Source organism: Virgibacillus sp. Bac332, assembly GCF_003667785.1.
GTDB lineage: Bacteria > Bacillota > Bacilli > Bacillales > Amphibacillaceae > Virgibacillus > Virgibacillus salarius.
In genome coordinates this window covers 1026505-1048593 of sequence record NZ_CP033046.1, presented here as the reverse complement: position 1 = coordinate 1048593, position 22089 = coordinate 1026505, and the positions used below count along the sequence as shown (strand labels likewise).

At 37.3% G+C, this 22089-nt stretch carries 21 protein-coding genes, 2 riboswitches and 1 other annotated feature; of the genes, 4 read left to right on the top strand and 17 right to left on the bottom strand.

All coding sequences use genetic code 11. The annotated features are described in order from the left end of the window. Positions 1-23 precede the first annotated feature (23 nt). The 3 genes from D9782_RS04910 to D9782_RS04900 form a co-directional block, all read right to left on the bottom strand. Positions 24-842 carry a MetQ/NlpA family ABC transporter substrate-binding protein gene (locus tag D9782_RS04910; protein ID WP_026679918.1) on the bottom strand — a complete coding sequence of 273 codons (819 nt, stop codon included), beginning with the start codon at positions 840-842 and terminating at the stop codon, positions 24-26. Positions 843-928: 86 nt separating this feature from the next. Next, complete coding sequence (locus D9782_RS04905; protein ID WP_121604255.1) at positions 929-1579, bottom strand: methionine ABC transporter permease; 651 nt, start codon at positions 1577-1579, stop codon at positions 929-931. Next, a complete protein-coding gene (locus D9782_RS04900) occupies positions 1569-2600 on the bottom strand; it encodes a methionine ABC transporter ATP-binding protein (protein WP_121604254.1) in 1032 nt (343 codons plus the stop codon). The genes D9782_RS04905 and D9782_RS04900 overlap by 11 nt, the downstream gene beginning before the upstream one ends. A 72-nt stretch (positions 2601-2672) precedes the next feature. Then, positions 2673-2776, bottom strand: a riboswitch (SAM riboswitch). 81 nt (positions 2777-2857) lie between these two features. Then, a riboswitch (SAM riboswitch) is annotated at positions 2858-2964 on the bottom strand. Between the two features lie 189 nt (positions 2965-3153). Between D9782_RS04900 and D9782_RS04895 the strand changes: the two genes are divergently transcribed. Together D9782_RS04895 and D9782_RS04890 are read left to right on the top strand one after the other, a co-directional pair. Next, on the top strand, positions 3154-4209 hold the full coding sequence (locus D9782_RS04895; RefSeq protein WP_026679922.1) for an NAD(P)/FAD-dependent oxidoreductase: 1056 nt from the start codon (positions 3154-3156) through the stop codon (positions 4207-4209). Positions 4210-4225: 16 nt separating this feature from the next. Further along, complete coding sequence (locus D9782_RS04890) at positions 4226-5191, top strand: ABC transporter substrate-binding protein (RefSeq protein WP_121604253.1); 966 nt, start codon at positions 4226-4228, stop codon at positions 5189-5191. Positions 5192-5313: 122 nt separating this feature from the next. Here D9782_RS04890 and D9782_RS04885 read toward each other — a convergent pair whose 3' ends face one another. The 9 genes from D9782_RS04885 to serS all read right to left on the bottom strand — a co-directional run bounded on the left by D9782_RS04885 (position 5314) and on the right by serS (position 14543). After that, complete coding sequence (locus D9782_RS04885) at positions 5314-5643, bottom strand: hypothetical protein (RefSeq protein ID WP_026679924.1); 330 nt, start codon at positions 5641-5643, stop codon at positions 5314-5316. Next, a complete protein-coding gene (locus D9782_RS04880) occupies positions 5631-6728 on the bottom strand; it encodes an anti-sigma factor (RefSeq protein ID WP_121604252.1) in 1098 nt (365 codons plus the stop codon). The genes D9782_RS04885 and D9782_RS04880 overlap by 13 nt, the downstream gene beginning before the upstream one ends. A gap of 3 nt (positions 6729-6731) precedes the next feature. Beyond that, complete coding sequence (locus D9782_RS04875) at positions 6732-7217, bottom strand: sigma-70 family RNA polymerase sigma factor (protein WP_026679926.1); 486 nt, start codon at positions 7215-7217, stop codon at positions 6732-6734. Positions 7218-7613: 396 nt separating this feature from the next. Continuing rightward, positions 7614-7808 (bottom strand): hypothetical protein, encoded by a 195-nt coding sequence (locus tag D9782_RS04870; RefSeq protein WP_121604251.1) that lies wholly within the window; start codon positions 7806-7808, stop codon positions 7614-7616. A 470-nt stretch (positions 7809-8278) separates the two neighbouring features. Further along, positions 8279-9730: an IS1182 family transposase gene (locus tag D9782_RS04865; RefSeq protein ID WP_121604250.1), complete on the bottom strand. Its 1452-nt coding sequence runs from the start codon at positions 9728-9730 to the stop codon at positions 8279-8281. 170 nt (positions 9731-9900) lie between these two features. Continuing rightward, the gene (locus D9782_RS04860; protein ID WP_034678560.1) at positions 9901-10890 is read right to left on the bottom strand and encodes an ABC transporter substrate-binding protein; all 990 of its coding nucleotides are present in this window, start codon (positions 10888-10890) and stop codon (positions 9901-9903) included. A gap of 36 nt (positions 10891-10926) precedes the next feature. Beyond that, the gene (locus tag D9782_RS04855) at positions 10927-11952 is read right to left on the bottom strand and encodes a FecCD family ABC transporter permease (protein WP_121604249.1); all 1026 of its coding nucleotides are present in this window, start codon (positions 11950-11952) and stop codon (positions 10927-10929) included. Further along, positions 11952-13001 carry a FecCD family ABC transporter permease gene (locus tag D9782_RS04850; RefSeq protein WP_026680136.1) on the bottom strand — a complete coding sequence of 350 codons (1050 nt, stop codon included), beginning with the start codon at positions 12999-13001 and terminating at the stop codon, positions 11952-11954. Before D9782_RS04850 ends, D9782_RS04855 begins: the two co-directional genes overlap by 1 nt. 267 nt (positions 13002-13268) lie before the next feature. Then, entirely contained in the window at positions 13269-14543 is a 1275-nt protein-coding gene (gene serS / locus D9782_RS04845; protein ID WP_121604248.1) for a serine--tRNA ligase, read from the bottom strand. Between the two features lie 62 nt (positions 14544-14605). Further along, positions 14606-14824, bottom strand: a binding site (T-box leader). 100 nt (positions 14825-14924) lie between these two features. Between serS and D9782_RS04840 the strand changes: the two genes are divergently transcribed. Further along, positions 14925-15155 (top strand): hypothetical protein, encoded by a 231-nt coding sequence (locus D9782_RS04840; RefSeq protein ID WP_162986333.1) that lies wholly within the window; start codon positions 14925-14927, stop codon positions 15153-15155. Positions 15156-15245: 90 nt separating this feature from the next. Here D9782_RS04840 and pdxT read toward each other — a convergent pair whose 3' ends face one another. The 4 genes from pdxT to guaB all read right to left on the bottom strand — a co-directional run bounded on the left by pdxT (position 15246) and on the right by guaB (position 19767). After that, a complete protein-coding gene (pdxT, locus tag D9782_RS04835; protein WP_121604246.1) occupies positions 15246-15830 on the bottom strand; it encodes a pyridoxal 5'-phosphate synthase glutaminase subunit PdxT in 585 nt (194 codons plus the stop codon). Positions 15831-15845: 15 nt separating this feature from the next. Beyond that, a complete protein-coding gene (gene pdxS, locus D9782_RS04830; protein WP_026680132.1) occupies positions 15846-16730 on the bottom strand; it encodes a pyridoxal 5'-phosphate synthase lyase subunit PdxS in 885 nt (294 codons plus the stop codon). Positions 16731-16797: 67 nt separating this feature from the next. After that, entirely contained in the window at positions 16798-18132 is a 1335-nt protein-coding gene (locus D9782_RS04825) for a serine hydrolase (protein ID WP_026680131.1), read from the bottom strand. Positions 18133-18297: 165 nt separating this feature from the next. Further along, positions 18298-19767, bottom strand: coding sequence for an IMP dehydrogenase (gene guaB / locus D9782_RS04820; protein WP_026680130.1), 1470 nt, complete (start codon positions 19765-19767; stop codon positions 18298-18300). A 201-nt stretch (positions 19768-19968) separates the two neighbouring features. Here guaB and D9782_RS04815 point away from each other — a divergent pair, with 201 nt between their 5' ends. After that, positions 19969-20919 (top strand): YaaC family protein, encoded by a 951-nt coding sequence (locus D9782_RS04815; RefSeq protein WP_026680129.1) that lies wholly within the window; start codon positions 19969-19971, stop codon positions 20917-20919. Positions 20920-20924: 5 nt separating this feature from the next. Here the strand turns inward: D9782_RS04815 and D9782_RS04810 are convergent, their stop codons facing one another. Further along, entirely contained in the window at positions 20925-22046 is a 1122-nt protein-coding gene (locus tag D9782_RS04810) for an HD-GYP domain-containing protein (protein ID WP_121604245.1), read from the bottom strand. Positions 22047-22089 lie beyond the last annotated feature (43 nt).

The window sequence follows — 22089 nt, the reverse complement described above, 5'->3', positions numbered from 1 at the left end:
CACCTCTCTATATTATTATTTGTCTAATGTCCTATTTCATTTAATGGTACGAACGTTGGAATTGAATTTCCGTCTCTTTCTTTTTCTATAAAATTCGCAACATCCTCGGTTTGATAAATATCTGCTAATTTCTTCAACACTTCATCATCTTGATCCTCTTTTTGGACAGCGATGATATTTATATATGGCGTTGCTGTTTCATCTTCATGGTAAATGGAATCATCTAACGGGCTAAAACCTGCATCAACTGCAATCCCATTATTAATAATAGAAGCATCGACATCAGGTAAAACACGCGGTGTTTGACCAGCCACTAGCAATTCAAATTGAAGATTTTTTGGATTCTCAACAATCTTATCTAATGAACCATTGCCATCAAATCCTTCTTCTAACGTTATCAACCCTGCGTCCTGTAACAACAATAGACCTCTCCCCATATTTGTTGCCTCTTTTGCTAAGGCAATGGTTCCACCTTCTGGAATATCTTCTGGACGATCATGCTTTTCGGAATATAAGCCCATTGGAGCAATAACTGTTGTTGCAATTGGGGTTAAATCTAAATGATGTTCTTCAATAAAAGCATCAAAATAAGATACCGTCTGAAAAGCATTTGCATCGATTTCCCCCTCAGCTAATGCTAAGTTGGGCTGAACATAGTCAGAAAAACGAACGATTTCGACATCTATCCCTTCTTTTTTTGCTTTTTCTGCCACGTAATCCCAAATGGCTGTATCTGATCCACTAATCCCGACTTTCACTGTTGTAGCTGCATCACTACTCGAACATGCTGTGATAATGCTTGTCAATATAATCAATAAAAAACGGATGGTTATTCTTTTCATGCTGTTCTCTCCTTATTTTTAAATACGTTACTTAACGATAAATGCTTTAAAAAATAGCTAGAAAAAAGCGTTCAAATTAATAGTCATTACCGACGTCTAATTTTTTTAGAAATGAAATTGCCTGTAGATTGTAAGCCTTGAACCATAATAACGAGAATCCCTACGGTGATAATCATAACCAATGTATCAAAGCGTTGATATCCGTAAGTAATAGCTAAGTCGCCATGGCCTCCACCCCCTACTGCACCTGCCATGGCAGATGCACCTACGAGTCCAATGGTGGCAATCGTAATACCCAATAACAAGGAGCTAAGCGCTTCTGGAATAAGGAAGCGCATAATTATCTGTTTAGGTGTTGCACCCATAGCCTGTGCTGCCTCCATCACACCTGGATCAACCTCTAGTAGTGAATTTTCTATTAATCGAGCAATATATGGGCCAGCATATAAAATCATTGGAACAATAGCTGCCGCAGTTCCAATTGAAGTTCCAACTACCAAACGAGTAAATGGTATGACAGCAACCATTAAGATAATAAACGGAATAGATCGGAACACATTTATAATGGCATTTAATACGGTAAAAACTGCTTTATTTTCCCATAAATGACCTTTTCTTGTGACAACAAGTAAAATCCCTAAGATTAGACCAATTACAAACGAAAAAAGCAAGGAAACGCCAACCATTACAATAGTCTCCCATAATGCTTCCACAATTTGTTGACCATTAACTAACATCTGCTAGCACCTCCTTTACCGTTACCTTCTGTTGGTGAATATGCATGATAGCACGATTTATTTCATTTTCATCACCATCTAGTTTGACGATTAAATTGCCAAATGGTGTTCCCTGTAGCTCCGTAATACTGCCAAATAACACATTTACATCAACCGCATATTGCTTAGCAATTTCTGATAATAGCGGTCGTCCCGTCGATTCCCCAAGGAATACAATTCGATAAATTTTCTGACGTTGATCCAGCACTTTTAACAGCTCATATACGGATCTAGGAATATCATCATGCATCACAGACCGTACAAATTTATGTGCAATCTCTGTCTTTGGCTGTGCAAACACTTCGAATACGGAACCTGCTTCTACTACTTTCCCCTCATCCAATACCGCTACCTTATCGCAAATCTCGCGAATAACCCCCATTTCATGCGTAATAATCAAAATGGTTAGGTTATATTCTTCATTTATCTTCTTTAGCAGCTGTAAAATTGATTTCGTAGTTTCTGGATCTAGTGCTGAAGTTGCTTCGTCACATAATAATACCTTTGGCTTCGTAGCAAGGGCACGAGCAATTCCTACACGCTGCTTTTGTCCACCAGATAGTTGATCTGGATAATTATCTGCTTTATCTTTTAATCCAACAAACTCTAGTAGTTCTATAACCCGACGCTTCACTTCATCTTTTGGTACATTAGCAAGTAATAACGGCATCGCTACATTTGCGAATACTGTTTTAGCATTTAATAAATTAAAATGCTGAAAAATCATCCCGATGCTTCGTTTAGCTTCACGTAGATCCTTTGGAGAAAGGCTTAGCAAATCTTGATTATTAACCGTTACTTTTCCCGAAGAGGGACGTTCTAATAGGTTCACACAACGAATAAGGGAACTTTTCCCAGCACCACTAAAACCGATAACACCAAAGATTTCACCTTTTTCAATGTGCAAATTCACATCGTCTAATGCCTTTATTTGTTGTTGCTTTCCATTATAAATTTTACTTACACGTTCAAACGTAATCATGATGTATCACTCCTTTATGTCTGTACTAAAAATGCCTCTTCAGTTAAGAAGAGGCATCCATATACTATCCTCTTCTTATCTTTCAAGCTCTTAGCTTGCTGGATTTGGCACAGTACTTCATAGAGTCTGTTGCCGAGGTTTCAAAGGGCCAGTCCCTCCACCTCTCTGGATAAGAAGTTACGCTATAAAATTTTGTTCCGAATAAAAAAATCCCTCCTTGTTTGTAAGAAGAGATTTCCATATCTATTGGCGCTCTCTTCTTATTTTCCAAGCACAAATGACTTGTTGGATTTGGCACAGTACTTTGTAAAGTCCGCTGCCGAGGCTTCAAAGGGCCAATTCCCTCCACCTCTCTGAATAAGAAGTTTATATTTTGTAATTGATATATACAATACTACGCATGCGACATCCTGTCAATTACTATTTGAAAATTTTTTATAAACCTGTCATTTATTTTTCTAACCGTTTATTGCTTTCCTAAAAAAATTCTGTATAATTAGTCATAGTGATAATGATTCTCATTATCATCAATGGCGAAGGAGGTAATTATAATATGCAACATTTAGATATTACAGATGTAACTATTGTTGGTGGTGGACCAGCAGGTTTATATGCATCTTTTTATAGTGGCATGAGGGATTTATCAACTCGTATTATAGAATATCAACCAAAGCTTGGTGGTAAGGTACACGTATATCCAGAGAAAATGATTTGGGATGTAGGTGGATTAACTCCTGTAACTGGAGCTACCTTAATTGATCAAATGGCAGAGCAAGCATTGACATTCGATCCTGAAGTCATTCTCAACGAAAAAGTTACAAAAATAGAGAAAAATGAAGATAACCTATTTGTATTAACTTCCCATTCTGGTAATCAATATTTAAGTAAAACAGTAATTCTTGCAGTTGGTGGCGGTATATTAAATCCAATTAAAATTGATATTGAAGGTGCAGATCGATTTGAGGTAACAAATCTGCATTATACCGTACAAAGTCTTGAGCATTTCAAAAATAAAAACATTATCATATCTGGTGGGGGAAACTCAGCCATTGATTGGGCTAACGAATTAGAACCAATAGCTAAGCAGCTACATATGGTGCATCGTAAAAATGAATTTACAGGACATGAAGCACATATTTCGCAAATCATGAATTCTACAGCTAACATCCATTTTAATTCAACCATTGAGAAGTTGCATGCTAATGCACAAGGCGATCAAATCGAAGCCGTGGAAATACGAAACCACGAGACAAATCAAGAAGAAGAAGTGAAAACAGATGCGCTTATCATTAGCTATGGCTATGAACGAGAATTAACGTTTATTAAAGAAAGCCCTTTAAATATTGAAATAGAAAGGGATTTCTTTGTAAAAGGAACCTCGAAATCAGCTACTTCCATTGAAGGTCTTTATGCAGCTGGTGATATCCTATCGTTTGATGGGAAGGTACACTTAATTGCTGGAGCATTTGTAGATGCAGCGAATGCCGTTAATCAAGCAAAACTATTATTAGAACCTGATGCAACAGCAAAAGCAAGGGTATCTTCACATAACGATAAATTTAATTCAAGAAATAAAGCGCTATTAAGGCATCTATATCAAAAATCATAAGCTAAGGAGATTGAAAATGATTAAAAAATTGCGCTTACCAGTTTTTCTAGTTATTCTTGCTATCTTCTTATCAGCATGTGGTGGTAATAATAGCTCAGAAGAAGAATCAGAAAATCAAGATAGCAATGAAGATAATAATAAACAAGAAGAAATGCGTAGTTTTGAAACCGCTAAAGGGAATGTCGATATACCAGTTAAACCAAAACGAATTGTCACCGACTACTACGGGGGCGAACTACTGTCCGTAGGTGCAAACGTAGTAGGTGCTGAACCAACAGCATTTGATAATCCATTTATATCAGATTTATTAAAGGATGCAACAGATGTTGGCTATCCACTCAATGAAGAAAAAGTATTATCGCTAAAACCGGATCTAATCGTCGTTATGTATGATGATAATTACGAGGCATTATCTAAGATCGCTCCAACCATTCATATCCCATACGGTACTACATCCGATGTAGAAGAAACCGTTAAGCTATTCGGTGACATCACAGGTAAGCCGGATCAAGCAGAAGCATTCCTCACTGACTTTCATAAAAAAGGAGAGGAAGGTCGTAAAAAATTAGAGGGTGTTATCGAGCCGGATGAAACATTTGGCATTTATGAGCTTACAAACAAAGGGGAATTGTGGACCTTTGGTGATAATTCGGGTAGAGGTGGACAAGCCTTGTATAATGCGCTCAAATTAAAGATGCCAGAGAAGAACAGTGAAGGAGAAAGTACGAAACAGCTTTCTCTAGAGGTACTCCCTGACTATGCAGCTGATTATATGTTCTTAACCACGTATGACCCTGAAAATGAAGGGACAGCTTTACAAGACTTGAAAGATTCTGCTGTTTGGAAAAATTTACAAGCTCATAAACAAGATCAAATCTTCTATAATGACTTTGATATTTTTTATCGTTACGACCCAATTGCAGTAAAGAAACAAATTGATTTATTCGTTGAGATGATTATCGAACGTAAAGAAAATCAGTAATCAAGTAAAACAAACTACTTGTTGGTCACTTACCAGCAAGTAGTTTGTTTAATATAAAGATGGACTACTCCAAGATTTCTAGTATTTCTCTGTTTTCCATGTGAAAAACGTTTTTACTTTCCTCATGGCTTTGGATAAATGCTTAGCTCAAAGAAACCGACGATAACAATACAAAATGCGGTAAATACATAAATACTGAATGCTAACAAGGTAAAGGTTTTTTTAAAATTTATTCTTGTTAAACTAATTAAACCAAAAAGTGTACCAAGAAAGGGTAGTACACCAAAGAAGATATTCGTAAGTCCCGCAACTTCACCGAAGGTTAGTAAAAAAATATTTAAATAGGCTAATGTAAGCAATGCACATATAAAAGACGCGATACCAAATTTCGTTTCTCTTAATTTTAGTCGTTTCTTTTTTTCTTTTCTATGAAATAAACTTACCAATTCCATAATCGCACCTCCCCTATATGAATCGCTCGAATTGCTTCATTTTCTTGTAGTTTTAATATCTCTTTTGTAGGTCCTGTAAGTACCCCGGCATAAACATGAATCCCATGGTTCATTAAATAACTAATCCGATCATTCAGCTCTAATGATTTTGCATGGGAAATGGCTACCGCTTGATCTTCATATTTTTCTAGTAAATGAAGACTATCTAAGAATTGTGCTTCATTTGATTTTGAATTATTGTACGGTGACCAAGCATCAGGATCTGTTTGGGCAGGATAACCGATTGGCGCCAGATATCTTCCTTCTAGATCTTTACCTGTGGATTCTAAACCAGTATCTATAGCATACCATCGCCATTCCACATCCATTCCATCTACGATGTCTGGCATTTCATCTGGGTTTGTAAGTTTATTTAGTGAGACATATATTTCAGAAACAGTTCCTTCTGGCAGTTTTTCAAGTGTATCCCAAGCTGTATTATCTCGATTCGTAATCGTTGCTTTAGGGTGATATAGTTTTTTTGTATCAAAATATGGGATTCGCTCTTTCGGAGATTCTGTAATATAGTTTCGTACTGGCATTTTTGCATCATCGAATAGATATTTGACCTGCCACTCCCCTTGCTTTATATCCTTTTTGCCAATTCGTTTGAAAAGATCCATCTGAACTTGAAAATGAAATAAATTAATCTGCTCCTCTATCTCCATTTCTTCAAGACTAACATTTGGCTCCGTGACGTAAACTGTATTAATTGCAACATCTATAAGTTCTTCAGCCTTATTATTCACGCCATAGTACAGATAACTAGCTATCACCATAATAGGGTATATGAGTAATAGGATCATAACAACATAGGCTACTAAGGAAAATTTAGCATGCCGAATACTACTGTTTAGAATTTGCTGGACTTTTTCCGGAGGTATATCTTCACGATCATTCTCCTGATCAACAGATGGTATCTCTTTCCCTAGTATTTCCTGATAATCATCAAGCCTATCTAATTCCTCCTCTACTTCCAGAGCTTCCTCCTCTGACAGCTCACCATTATAATATTTTTTTAGCTTTTCTTTCCATTCTGTGCTCATGCTTCACTCCCCTTTTTTATAAAGCTGTCTAAGTCGTCCTCTTCCACGGAAAATATGGGATTTCAAGGTGTTCTCCTTTACTGATAGAATAGTAGCTGCTTCTTTATAGGAATATCCTTGAATATCACATAGAAGAATAGCATCCCGCTGTAAGGGCTTCAATTGATCAAGCTTTCGGTACAATTCTCTAATATGTAAGTGTTTTAAAAAATCTAATTCTGTTGATTGATCGTGAGCTATTTTCGAAAAAAATTCTGGTTCCTGATAAACAATTCTTTTACTGTGCCTCATATAATCAATGAAAAGATGGTAGGCTATTTTAAACAGCCATGCTTTAAAGGACTTTGGCGGTGATCTATCTAATGCTATGTATGCTTTCATAAATGTATCGTGAGTCAAATCCTCTGCTAATTCCTTATCCTTACATAGGGAGAATAAATATCGATAAACATCTAAAATATAAAGCTTATATAAGTCTTGTATATCCAATATTCCTCCCTCTTCCTCCCTAAATAACGAATTCGCCTCATAAAAAGTTGCAGCTCTTTAGAATTTGATGCACTTTTTTTAATAATTCGAAAGTAGCAGATACAATAACAAAAGCGGAAACGCCTGATTAGAAACGTAGCGACTGGAGCGATTCAACGGAGATAAAGGAATCACGGTGAGCTTGTGAGCCAATGATGACTTAATCGTAGGGCGATTCGTGAAGTAGCCTAGTTACTGGACGCTGGAGCTGGATGCAGCCCAACACGCCTATATTTATCCATAGGGGAAATTTTATAATTTCCTAGAAAAAAACGGAGCAAAATTCGCTCAGTCCTTATCACTACATGCTCAGATTTACGCTCCCTCTAGTAGCTATTATGGAATAATAGCTACTTCTTACTTGACCACCACTCCGGCTGCCCACTTCCCTTTCCATGGGGTTTGTCCTTCAGCTAACTTTTTTAGCAAAACCCGCTCAAAAAAGTGGATCTTCAGGTCAAACATTTCCCACAGGAGTTGAAGTGGCCGGCCTTCGCTATTATCAGGCTCTACAACGCTAGCATGAAGTAACACAGCTGCTTTTATACTCACGGATAGCGATTTTCACTTTACCCATTGTAAAAAAAGTCAACCTATTACTTATGACAAGAATTGTTGCACCTTCTCATAGCGGAGACGAATTACGTAGACTCCTGCGGGAATAGCGCGAGCCAAAAATCCACTTTGCAACGTGTTCTTCTTTGCAAAGTTAGTTGAGGTCGCGCCCACGGAAAGCGAAGTAATTAGTCGGAGCATTGCCAATATACATCAAACATTTCAAAATAACTACTTCGCTTAACGCAGTCATTGTACTGATTTTATACTTTCTTAACTTTTAAAAAAGATGCTGAGACAAAAGAATGAAGAAACAATAAAAAACTCCCCTTCATGTAGGAGGCCACTGAAAATCTTATGATTTTTCAGTGAAACTTGAAATTTGTTATAAAAAAGACGACTCAAATTCTTTTTTAAAAATTTAGAGTCGTCTTTTTACTAATTTATCTATTATATTTTGCTTATTTTTAACCCATTAGCTTCAATATCCGTTTTAGATTTACGGTAAATATAGCCATGGCTCCTTGCATTTCCATGCCAACTAGACCCGAGGATTTTGAAACATCATACCCGTGTCTATGTTTTAATTCACTATTTTTAGCTTCAATTTTATAGCGTTCTTTTGATTTTTCTTTAAAATAATCTGTTTCCTGGAACTTTGCCTGTTCGCTATGTTCATCTGATTTAATACTTACGGAATAGCTCTTACTTTTAGCTCCAGGTTTGTAACATCCTTCTTTACATGGACAAACTTTACATTTTTCAATGTCAAAATAGTATGTATCTACTTGGTTTTTAGCGACATCTTTTGTTCCTTGGCGAGCTTTTCGTATTGCCATATGACCTGCCTTACAAACGTACATTCCCGCATCTTTGTTGAACTCAAATTCATCTTCTTTTTTTCGATTACCCTGTGAAACAGCAGGGTTTAATTTAGCTACTAACTTCATTTCATTTTCATTGGCATATTCAATATTTCCCTTTTCAGAATAAGCTGCATCTCCAATTACTGTTTTTACTTCCATGCCAGCTTCTTTACTTTTTTCAATAAGTACTTCTAATTGTTTTCCATCATTTTTTTCACCAGTTGTAATCGTCGCTGCCGTGATGATTCTTTCTTCACTCATCGCTATATGTGTTTTATAGCCAAAGAAAGATGTATCTTTCGTTTTGTGGCCGATTTTCGCATCTTCATCCTCAGAGATTCGTAAATGTTCGATGTCATCATTTACGTTTTCTTTTAATAGGTTTAATTTCTCTTTAACTTTCGGATATTCGGAAATCGTTTCCTCATTTTTAATCACATCCATTAGTTTTTGACAATATTCAATTTCATCTTCCAGCTTATTCGTTGTCGATTTAGATGGGAATTTTTTCTTCATGGATTCATCGATCTCATAAACAGATTTTCGAAGTTTCTTGGAGCGATCCATCAGTATTTCCTTTGGTGATTTTTGATTATAACGGGCCTTTGAATGGGTGGCGTCAACAATAATAGAATTGCTTTTTATAATTTTCTTTTCGATGGCAATTTCCACGGATTTATTAATTAACATATTCAATAAATTTTTGTCTTTTAAACGTAATTTACGGAACTTGGTTAGAGAACTTGGCTCCATCACGGATTCTTCTGGAGCCATACCAAGAAAATATTTAAAGGACATGTCATATTTGGAACGCTCTACAATGTCCACATCAGATAAATCATAGATTGTTTTTAGAAGTAAATATTTAAACATACGGATTGGATCAATGGCATTCCTACCATTTGTATGACAGTATTTATCGTTTAATTCATCATATATAAAAGAAAAATCTACTAACTCATTAAGCTTTCGTAAAACATTATCCTTAGGTACAACCAGATCATAAATTTCCGAATATGCACTTAATATCATTGATTGTTGTTTTTGTATCATTGTATCCACCCGCTCTATCTTAGTACTTTTATTGTAACTAAAAAAAGATATGAATCCCATAATAAAATGGAAATCATATCTTTTTTGGACTTTTTCAGTGGCCTCTCATGTAGATACAGGTTTTTATTTTTTAATCTGTCTACCTTAAGGGGAGCATATCACAATCCTATTTATTCTGATTTTAATTTATCAACAATGAAATCTAATTGATGACTTAATGCAATTGGATCGGAAAAATACATATTTTGGACTTTATAATCATAAACATTCCCGTTTTTAACTGCAGGTAAGTTTTCCCACATTGTTAACGAGGTAACATCTGACTTCCGTTCTTCTGTATCTCCATTTTCTGATTCTCTTACACCAATGAATATATGATCGGCTTCTTCTAGAAATTCGGGCACAGCTTCTAATGAAATACTTGCCCAACCTTCATCTTTTGCTTCTTCAGCAGCCTTTTCCGGAGCACTCAAACCAAGTTGATTGTAAATAATTTCTCCGCCTCTTCCGTAAGACTCACCAAACAAGTATATTTCTTTTTCAGCAAGTTCAATAATAACGACTTTTTCATCGTTCTCAATGACATCTGCTATTTCTTTTTTCTTTTCTTCTACTTTCTCATCGAAGGTAGCAAAATAGGCCTTTACTGCTTCCTCTTTATTTAATATTTTTCCGAATTCAGTAAGCATTTCTCGATAATTATAAGTACCAAAAGGAATTAACACAGTAGGAGCGACTTTTGCAAGCTGTTCATATTTATCTTCTGAATACGTAATAATTAAGTCCGGTTTAAGTGCAATTACCTCTTCTATGCTAATTGACGTTTTATCTCCTACATTTTTCGTATCAGATAATTGATCTTTAAAATATGGGGAATCAAATATCCAGCCAGTAGTTGCAATTGGTGTTACTCCTAGAGCTAATGCATAACCAACATAATCCTGATCAGCGACTAAAACTCGTTCTGGATTTGCCGGAATTTCTACCTCTCCATTTGGACTTTCATATACACGTGTTTGCTCAGCTTGTTCCTCTGATTGTTTTGTATCATCCGCTTTACTGTTCTCTGCTTTTTCTTCTTTATCACTATCTCCACAAGCTGCTAGCAGAAAAATTATTAATAAACAGAAACTGAATGGAAGTATCCGTGAAAATTTCATCTATAATCCTCTTTTCTTTTTCATTTTTTATTAACCTTACGATTTACTCAACAAATATAGAAAATATGGTGCTCCAATAATTGCAACTACAATTCCGGCGGGTATTTCAGATGGCTGTAAAATTGCTTTTCCAATAGTATCTGCAGCAAGTAATAGTAGAGCCCCTGCAACAGCAGATAACGGTAATAGAAAACGGTGATTTGGTCCAATTAATTTTCTTGCTAGATGTGGGCCTATTAAGCCGACAAAGGCGATGCCTCCACTAACAGATATACAAGCAGAAGCTAATCCAACCGAAGCAGCGACTACCTTTAATCGCTCTTTCTCCACGGAAACCCCTAGCCCTGTAGCCACTTCATCACCAAAAGTTAAGACATCAAGCGTTCGTGCTTTCAAAAAGATATATGGTAATAGAATAATCATCCATGGTAATAGCGTAAATACGAAGCGCCATTCAGCCCCCCAAATCCTTCCTGCCATCCAAACTGCTAACACATCATACTTTTGTTCTGGAAGTTGTAAGGAGACAACTAATAGAATTGCATTTAATCCAGCTGCTACCGCAATTCCATTTAACACCAGACGATTAGGTAACAAGCCATTATGCCTATCGTAAGCTAGCATGTAAATAATAATCGCCGTACTAATGCCACCAATTAAGGATAGAAACGGCAGTAGACCAACGGGTATACTTTCGCCAACTGGGTAGTATGCTAATGCTAAAACTACCATTAGTCCTGCACCTGTAGTTATCCCTAATATTCCCGGCTCTGCTAAAGGATTACGTGCTACTCCTTGCAAAATACAGCCGGAAACTGCTAGCCCCGCACCAACTAACATAGAGATGATAATTCGTGGAAGTCTAAATTCAAATAAAATCAATTCTTGCTGGGCGGTCCCATTTCCAATGATTGTTTGTAGCAATTCAGAAGGGGCTAAACGGATCGCGCCAATATTAATACTAATAACAAAAGTAAGCACAATTAAAACAATAAATATAAGTAATATAAGAATCCGTTTTCTTGTTCGTTCATCTTCGGACCGTATTCCTATAGAGCGCATCACAGATTCCTCCTTTCTTTTCTAGCAACATAAAGGAAGAATGGAACACCAATTAAAGCAAATAACGCACCAATTGGCGTTTCTTGTGGTGCATTAATCATACGCGCACCTATATCTGCTATACAAGTAAGAAAGCCGCCTATCACAGCTGAGCATGGAATAATAAGCCGATAATCAACTCCAACAAAAAAGCGGGCAATATGCGGAACAATTAAGCCAACAAAACCTATTGGACCAGCAACTGCGACAGCAACTCCAGCTATTAACAACACGATAATAAAGCCTGCTGCACGTACAAGCTTCGTCCGCTGTCCTAATCCTTTGGCTACATCATCACCAAGACTTAGGATCGTAATTGATTTCGATAACAGCATAGCTGCAATCAGCGCGCCGAGAACCCATGGAAACATTAATTTTAACTGTGTCCATTTCACACCTGCTATACCGCCAGCAAACCAAAAAGCCAAATCCTGACTTAAACTGAAATAAATGCCTATACCTTCACTTAAAGCTGTAAAAAATGCTGTTACAGCAGCTCCAGCTAACACTATTTTTACAGGTGTTACTACTCCTTTTCCCATCGAACTAATACCAAATACAAGAACGACGCTTACACCTGCACCTATAAATGAAAAGAGAATTAATCCATTGTAAGACATCCCAGGAAAGAGCGCAAAGCAAATGGCGACCATAAAGACCGCTCCTGCATTGATCCCTAATATTCCTGGATCAGCTAATGGATTCCTTGTCATCCCTTGCATCATCGCTCCAGCTACAGCAAAAGATGCACCAACTAAAACTCCAGCTAAGGTTCTAGGAAGTCTTAGTTCCTGAATAATGGAGTGTGAAGTACTGGTTGGATCATAATGAAATATCGCTTCCCATACAGTGGAAAATGTAATATCAGCTGCACCTATAGAAATAGAAAGTGTCAGAGCAAATATAGTTGCGATAATACCACCAATTAAAATAATCATTGCTGGCAGTGGTCTAGATTTAATAGATTTCGTTGTTGTATGTAGATCGGATGTCCGAGACTCTGCAGCCATATTTCTTCCCACTTCCTTATCAAAAAGAACTATCTAACCTAATGAAATTGATAATCATTATCATTTATATAGTAGCAATCCTTGATCACTTTGTCTACATCATTTTAGAGGTTTAAAAGAATTTTTTCTAGATGATTGTTTGAAGTCACCAGTTTTTCGTTAATGTTCCTTTGAAGTTCACTGATGCTCACAGATTAATCCTCATCCAGCGACAACTAAAATAGAAGCGTGCCGATTTATATAATTCCGGCACGCTTTTAGAATAAACTATTTAATTACTTCTTTTCCGCCCATATAAGGTTTTAATACTTTAGGGATCTCAACAGTACCATCTGCTTGCTGATAATTTTCGAGGATTGCTGCAACAGTACGACCAATCGCTAGACCAGAACCATTGAGCGTATGCACGAATTCCGGTTTAGCTTTTACATCTCTACGGAATCGTATCCCCGCTCGTCTAGCTTGGAAATCCTCAAAATTAGAACAAGAAGAAATTTCACGATACGTGTTTTGACTAGGGATCCAAACCTCAATATCATATTTTTTTGCTGCTGTAAAACCTAGATCACCAGTACACATGCTCATAACACGATATGGTAGCTCTAATAACTGTAATACTTTTTCTGCATGTCCAGTCAACATTTCCAATGTTTCATAAGATTCTTCTGGTTTAACAAAATAAACAAGCTCTACTTTATTAAATTGATGCTGGCGAATCAATCCTCTAGTGTCTCTACCTGCTGATCCTGCTTCAGAACGGAAGCACCCACTAAATGCGGCATATTTTTTTGGCAAGTCATCACTAGATAAGATTTCATCCCGATGATAATTCGTTACTGGTACTTCCGCGGTTGGTGCCATAAAGTAATCCCAATCAACTAATTTAAATGCATCCTCCTCGAACTTCGGCAGCTGTCCTGTTCCGGTCATACTTGTACGATTTACCATATATGGTGGAATCATTTCCTCATAACCATGTTCATCCGCATGTAGATCCATCATAAAATTCCATAAAGCACGCTCTAAGCGTGCCCCTAAGCCTTTGTAGAATACAAAACGGCTGCCAGTCACTTTCCCTGCACGTTCAAAATCCAATATACCCAAATTTGTTGCGATATCCCAATGTGGTTGAGCTTCATAAGCAAAGTTTGGACGTTCGCCCCATTGACGCACTTCAATGTTATCATCTTCATCTTCACCAACAGGTACACTTTCATGTGGAATGTTTGGAATGGATAGCATAATTTGCCCCAATTGTTCCTCGATTTCTTTTAAATTTTTATCCAGTATAGCAATCTTTTCACCAACCTCGCGCATTTCCTTGATAGCTGGCTCTGCATCTTTCTTTTCTCTTTTTAATACAGATATTTGTTTAGATGCTTCATTTCGCTTTGCCTTCAGCTGTTCTGTTTCAGCTATAAGCTTACGCCGGTTTTCGTCAAGGTCCTCAAAACGATCCAGCTCTGATAAATCTTCGCCACGATGGGTTAATTTTGCTTTCACTTCTTGAAAATTGTTTCGTAAAAATTTCATGTCTAGCATTACAATTGTCCTCCTTAGTTATGTCTAATAAATAAAAATCAAAAAACTCCCGTCCCTAATGAAATAGGGACGAGAGTAAAATTCCCGCGTTGCCACCCTGATTGAAGAGAAATCTCTTCCGGCTTATCGTTTTAACGGTACGTCACCGGGTTTACTTACTATCCAAAGAATTCCATAAACCAATTCAAGGATGGATTCATAGCTATCTAATATCGATTCACACCAACCATCGATTCTCTTTAAGAAGATAAACTACTACTATTTCCTGTCAACATCGTTTTATATAGGTATTATATTACATCATAGCTGATTTTTTATGTATATGCAACTATCATTTTTTTGCAACTGCGCACCCCCATCCCTCGTTTGTTGTCGTCCATAATGCCAAAGATGTATCTGGAAGAACATTTTTTGCTACAGCTACCGTATCCTATCGCCCAACATGTTGAAGCGAATGTAATGGAGCAAGGTGTTGACAACCAAAAAGAGAATAAAAAAAAGCTCAGACATAATACGCTAATCAAAAAACCGAACGATAATTCGAAGCAATGGTACCGTCCCCTGGAAGTTAAAGTGAAAAATCTAACTTCCGGGATAACCACCTTTAACTAGCATTCGAATTCGTTCGGTCTTATTCTTACTATAAAACTCCTACATGCAAAGAAAAAGCATTTGAGTTATGTCTCATCAGGTTTACTAGTGTTAAGTACTTGCTACAGCTTTCTTAACCATCTGAACAAAATAAGCAATCATCCGATTATCATCTGTTAATTCAGGATGAAAAGCTGTTGCTAGATAGTTACCTTGTCTAACTGTAACAATGTGTTCGTTATATGTAGCAAGTATCTCTACATCGTGTCCTGCTTTAACAACATAGGGCGCGCGAATAAACACAGCATTAAAATCTGCTGCAATACCATGCACCTCTACATCGGCCTCAAAACTCGCAACCTGACGTCCAAATGCATTACGAGCAACTTCCATATCAATTAGTTTTAAATGTGCAGTATCTTGATCCTTTATGGCAGTCGCCATTAAAATCATTCCAGCACACGTGCCAAAGATAGGCTTACCTTGCTTACCAAAATCTTGAATAGCATCAAAAAAGTCATAGCTGTCAATTAATCTTCTAATCGTTGTGCTTTCACCGCCAGGAAGAATTAATCCATCAATCTCAGCTAGCTGTTCTTTTCGTTTTATCTCTATTGCATTAGCACCACAAGCCTTTACAGCCCGAAGATGCTCGCGGACTGCACCTTGTAATGCAAGCACTCCAATTGTTGTCATATGGAATCCTTCCTTCTATTCACTACGATCCTGCATACGATCATGTGCTTCAATGGTGCTCATTTCAATACCTTTCATGGCAACCCCAAGGTCCTTAGAAAGTTCTGCAATCAATTTATAATCTCGGTAATGTGTTGTCGCCTCTACAATGGCCTTAGCAAACTTGGCAGGATTTGCAGATTTGAAGATACCTGAACCAACAAATACACCATCAGCCCCTAACTCCATCATGAGTGCAGCATCACTTGGTGTCGCTATCCCACCAGCTGCAAAATTAACCACAGGTAGACGGCCATCCTCACGAATTTCGATTAGTAATTCGAACGGTGCACCTATCTCCTTGGCATAAGTCATCACTTCATCTCTTGACATCGCAGTAAGCTTCCTAATTTCTGATTGTACCTGACGCATGTGACGAACTGCTTCTACAATATTCCCTGTTCCAGGTTCACCTTTGGTACGTAACATGGAAGCACCCTCGCCAATCCGACGTGCCGCTTCTCCTAGATTACGACAGCCACAAACAAATGGTACGGTATAATCTGATTTATTAATATGATACACATCATCAGCTGGTGTTAAGACTTCACTTTCATCAATATAGTCAACACCCATTGCTTCTAACACTCGTGCTTCTGTGATATGTCCAATGCGTGCCTTTGCCATTACAGGAATCGAGACAGCATTTAGCACTTCTTCTGTTATAGTAGGGTCCGCCATACGAGCGACACCACCAGCTGCTCGTATATCAGATGGAACACGTTCAAGAGCCATTACCGCAACTGCTCCTGCTTCCTCAGCAATCTTCGCCTGTTCAGCATTGACAACGTCCATAATAACGCCGCCCTTTTGCATTTCTGCCATACCACGTTTTACACGTTCTGTACCTGTATGAGACATATAAACTCCCCCTTGTTATAAAATAACTATATCAGATGATCAATTTTTCCTCTTTAAGAAAAATTGATTAGAATAAGCCTTTCACCCAATCAACTACTGTCGTAAATAAATCAGCAAAGAAATCACCAATTGCTCCAAGTGTTAACATAAACCAGTTGGATTTTTCAACTGTTTCATTCGCTACAACATCTACCGTACTATTACTATCTTTAATAATATAGCCATAGTCATTCTCGCCCTTATATTTAAGCTGTGCTGTCCCAATCTTTTCTCCCTTTTTAATTGGTGCAGTCAATTTGCCCTCTTTATTTAACAAATCTTTATTTATTGTATATTCCATACTATATTTATCTTTTTCATTAGGCTTAATAGGTATCGTTATTCCTTCTTTAATAGAAATATCAACCTGATCTTCCTTTCCTTTCGCTACTGGAAGGGAGGATTTACCTTTTACTTGATGTCCTGCCGGAAATACCTCTGTGCTTTCAAACTGTTGGAAACCATAATTAAATAATTTGGCAGTCTCCTCAAATCGCTTTTCTTCACTATCCGTTTGCATCACAACTGAAATCAAGCGCTGATTATTTTTTTTAGCTGTTCCTGTAAAGCAGTAACCAGCTAAATCAGTATATCCTGTCTTTAACCCATCTACACCTTCATAATAAAATTGCTCTAAAAAGGTTGTTTTATGCGGAAGCATGTGGTTCCAATTTCGGATCTCTTTTCCATCAAATTCGGTGGATGGCATGCTAGAAACCTCTAACGATTCTGGATAGTCATTTACTAGATGATAGGCAAGTAGCGCAGCAGATTCCGCAGAAAGCAAGTTTGTACCATTAGGATCTGTTCCTTCTGGATGGTTTTTTCCCAATGATTCATTGTCTAAACCAGTGGAATTAACGAATTTAAAGTCAGGAAGCCCCATTTCCTCTCCCTTTTTATTCATCATTTTCACAAATTCCGCTTCTGAACCTGCAATCAATTCAGCTAATGCAATCGAAGTAGCATTATCAGAGTTGATTGCCATTGCGTTATACAAATCTTTTACTTTATAATCCTTCGATTGTTCTAATCCTATTCCTGAAAAAGAAGCATTAGCAGAAATGCTGTATGGATAGTCACTAATCTGTGTTGTTGTATCCCAGCTGATTTGACCCTTTTCGATGGCTTCCCATACGAGATATTCTGTCATCATTTTGGTCATACTAGCTGGAGGAAGAGCCACATCCGCATTCTTGGCAAATAAAATTTTACCAGTATTTGCATCTACTAATATCGCAGATTCTGCCTCAATATCCAATGTTTCTGCAGCATTTGCAGTAAATGGCTTTGCAATGATAGAAACCATCATTACCATCGCTGCTAGTAAAATGACGAAACTCTTTTGTAGACTATGTTTCAACTTTCTGTACCTCCAACCTGTAGTTTAACCTCTATGTTTGTTGCACACTTTTTCAATTTAAGGATGCACTTAGTTATTTTACCATAGAAATAGACAAAAAAATAGACAGGGAAATATCCCCATCTACAATTTTTTCATCGACTAGTACAAAGTTTGTCGTAAAGACTATATAGAATAATTAGGTGCCTCTTTGGTAATTTGTACATCATGTGGATGACTTTCCCTTAGCCCCGCATTTGTAATTTTTACGAATTGAGCATCTTCTCTTAGTGCATCAATAGTTTCTGTACCACAATAACCCATTCCAGAACGAAGTCCGCCCATTAATTGATGAATCGTATCAGCAAGTGGACCTTTATAAGCAACTCTACCTTCAATTCCTTCAGGGACAAGCTTCTTCACATCAGAGTCCTCTTGGAAATAACGATCTTTTGAGCCTGCCTTCATTGCACCAACAGATCCCATTCCTCGGTAAACTTTATATTGTCTTCCTTGGAAAATCTCCGTTTCACCAGGGCTTTCGGAAACACCTGCAAACATGCTACCTAGCATAACCGCATGAGCTCCTGCAGCCAATGCTTTTACAATGTCACCTGAATACTTGATACCACCATCTGCAATAACAGGTACATTATATTCAGCAGCTGCTTGCGCACAATCATATACTGCTGTAATTTGTGGAACACCTACACCGGCTACGACACGTGTAGTGCAAATAGAGCCAGGGCCAATTCCTACTTTAACAATCGATGCTCCAGCCTCAATCAGCTCTTTCGTTGCTTGAGGTGTTGCTACGTTACCTGCAATAATATCTAATGACGGATAAGCCTTACGTACTGCTTTTACTTGTTCGATAACCCCTTGTGAGTGGCCATGAGCTGTGTCAATAACGATAGCGTCAACGCCAGCTTCCACAAGCTTTTCAATTCGTTTCATAGCATCTCCTGTCACACCAACTGCTGCACCTGCTAATAGTCTACCTTGCGCATCTTTTGCTGCATGTGGAAACTCAATTACTTTTTCAATATCTTTTATAGTAATTAATCCTTTTAGAACCGTTTGATCATCCACTAATGGCAGCTTTTCAATTTTATATTGTTGGAGGATTTGTTCAGCTTCTTCTAAAGTTGTACCAACTGGTGCTGTTACCAGATTTTCACTTGTCATCACTTCTGAAATCAATATAGAATAATCTTGAATAAATCGAAGATCACGATTCGTAAGTATTCCTACAAGCTTCTGTTCATCCGTGTTATTAACAATCGGTACACCCGATATGCGAAATTTACCCATCAAATGTTCTGCATCATATACCTGATGTTCTGGAGTTAAAAAGAATGGGTTTGTAATTACGCCACTTTCGGAACGTTTAACACGATCTACTTGCTCTGCTTGCTCCTCAATCGACATATTCTTATGAATAATACCAATTCCACCTTGTCGAGCCATTGCTATTGCCATCGATGCTTCTGTTACAGTATCCATTCCAGCACTTATTAATGGGGTGTTGAGCTTTATATTGTCCGTTAGTTGTGTACTTACATCCACATCCTTTGGCAATACCTCTGATTTTGCAGGCATTAACAAAACATCATCAAACGTTAAACCTTCTTTAGAAAATTTATCTTCTCGCATGCTTATCCTCCTTATAAGTTTAGATAACTATCTAGGCTTTTCACTACACCCTTATGTATGCAAGAACCGAACTTGCATACACTAGTAGTACTTCTATTTTTATTTACAATACGCCAACATATTAGCTTTTTCAACAAGAGATTGTTGGAAATAAAAAAATAAATAGATTCAAAATTTTTTAATAGTTAAGAGGTATCATCTATGAATCCGATTATCTCCTTTGTTAATTACTTACAATCCCAACAAACTGCACAAAGCTATTTATGCCATTGTTATACACAGTTAAAACTTCCAGATCCGGAAGCGAAGAGCTATGAGAATTGTAATGCCTTTATCTATTATTTAAACCATGGGAACCGATTTTATCAGCAAGGAAGGAAGTCTGATCCTTTTATGCAGCCGATTCTTTATTTTTATGGGATGGTGCACTTCATTAAAGCCTGCTTATTAACCAAACGCCCAAATTATCCTGAGTCGACCAACTTATTAGCTCATGGTGTAACAGCTAGGAAAAGAAAGAAAAAGGATTATACATTTATGAATGATGAGGTAAAAGTACAACATAATGGCTTATTCCCTTACTTTTCTGAGCATTTATACGAGCAAACGATTCCATTTGAAAAAAGAAGTATGAAACATTTATTAGCAGTAATACCAGAAATGAATCAACTCTTTCAATTTCAAGGGGAACATAAGATGGTACCTGTCGGAAAACAATATTCCAAACTATTAGAGTTTCCAGCTCATTTACTGGATTCCTATCATTTAACAGATACAGCCTTTATTCGCCGAATTCAACCATACCTACCAAATATAAAATATTATGATTACGATGATCGTATGATTCGAATGGAGGTTACTGATCCAGTTAAAAAAGTAACTGGCCCATTTTTCGTCCACAGTTCTACAGAACAATTATTTTTCCCTTTAAAACGTGAAGATTATCTGTCCATTCACGAAGTGATGGTACATTATTTGATTTTATATAATCTAAGCATGCTTTGTCGTTATGAAACAGAGTGGTGGGGAGATTTATTCGTCGCAAAACCCGACATCGATTATCCATTCATTTTGTACTTCTTAGAATTAACGTCAACTAAAATGCCACTTCTATTAGGGGAAAATTTATACGATCAACGAAAAAAATTGTAAGAGAGTCAGTCGATGCTAGACGAACTCTCTAAAATCTCTTCAATATAAACAGTAGGATGATTTTGTAATGCCATGATGTCGTCATTATCTTGTAGCCTTATCATTGGTCGAGTTGGCTTATTGGCATCAGTGAAGACAATCTCCCCTATCATTGCATTGGATAGCTTTACCTTTGTCCCTACGGGGAAATTGGTAATACCCTGCACAAAAGTATGAACTACATCTGGATCTAACTTAGAAAATTGCTCCTGCCGCAGTTTCTCCATTACCTTAAAAGGGGATTGCTTTTCCTTATATAACCGATCACAAATCATAGCATGGTACATATCACAAACAGCGACAATCCGAGCATAACGATGAATTTTCCCTTTGGATAATCCAAGTGGATAACCACTGCCATCCATTCGCTCGTGATGTTGTAAGACTGCTTGTTTAACAGCTTGTTTAATCGTTGGTAATTTCTCGGTTATTCGATAGGAATAAGTAGGATGCTTTTTTACTTCTAATAAATCTTCAGTTGTTAAAAAATGATGTTTCTTCACGATGGCAGGATCAATTCTTGCCATTCCACAATCACTTAAAAATCCTGCTAGACCAACTTGTAACCATTCTCCTTTTGCGTATCCGGTTTTGTATCCGAGATAAGCCGATAAAATAGCCACCGCCACATTATGATGAAAGAAATAGTCCTCCCTAGTTGCATAGTGATGTATAGTATAGATTGCCTGGCTGATGTCTTTCATTCGCCCTAACAAAGGAATAATCAACTTACGTACTTGAGTAATATCAATAGCTGAGCCGTTTTGCCAAGATACAAAGAGCGCTTTGTATTGCTTAACAGCTAGCTGATAATGTGCTGCAAATGGTAAAGATGATGTTTCCTCACGAAGGTTAGTTTCTAACAAATCACTCTTTCTTTGCTGCATTTCTTCCTCTTTCGGCTGATATTCACTACCATCTGCCAACTTTGGAGAGACATGAACGGTTTTCACTAGGAATTTTTGTAATACAACAATATGCTGCTCTGTAAGCACAGTCTGCTTAGGGATTATCGGACGACTCGTTTTTCCTTCTACGTCCTTCATTAAAACACAGCCTGGTATTAGATGTAATGGACTTACTTGCATATTACTTTCCTCCCCACTAGATAAATAAGATATATAAAATAGG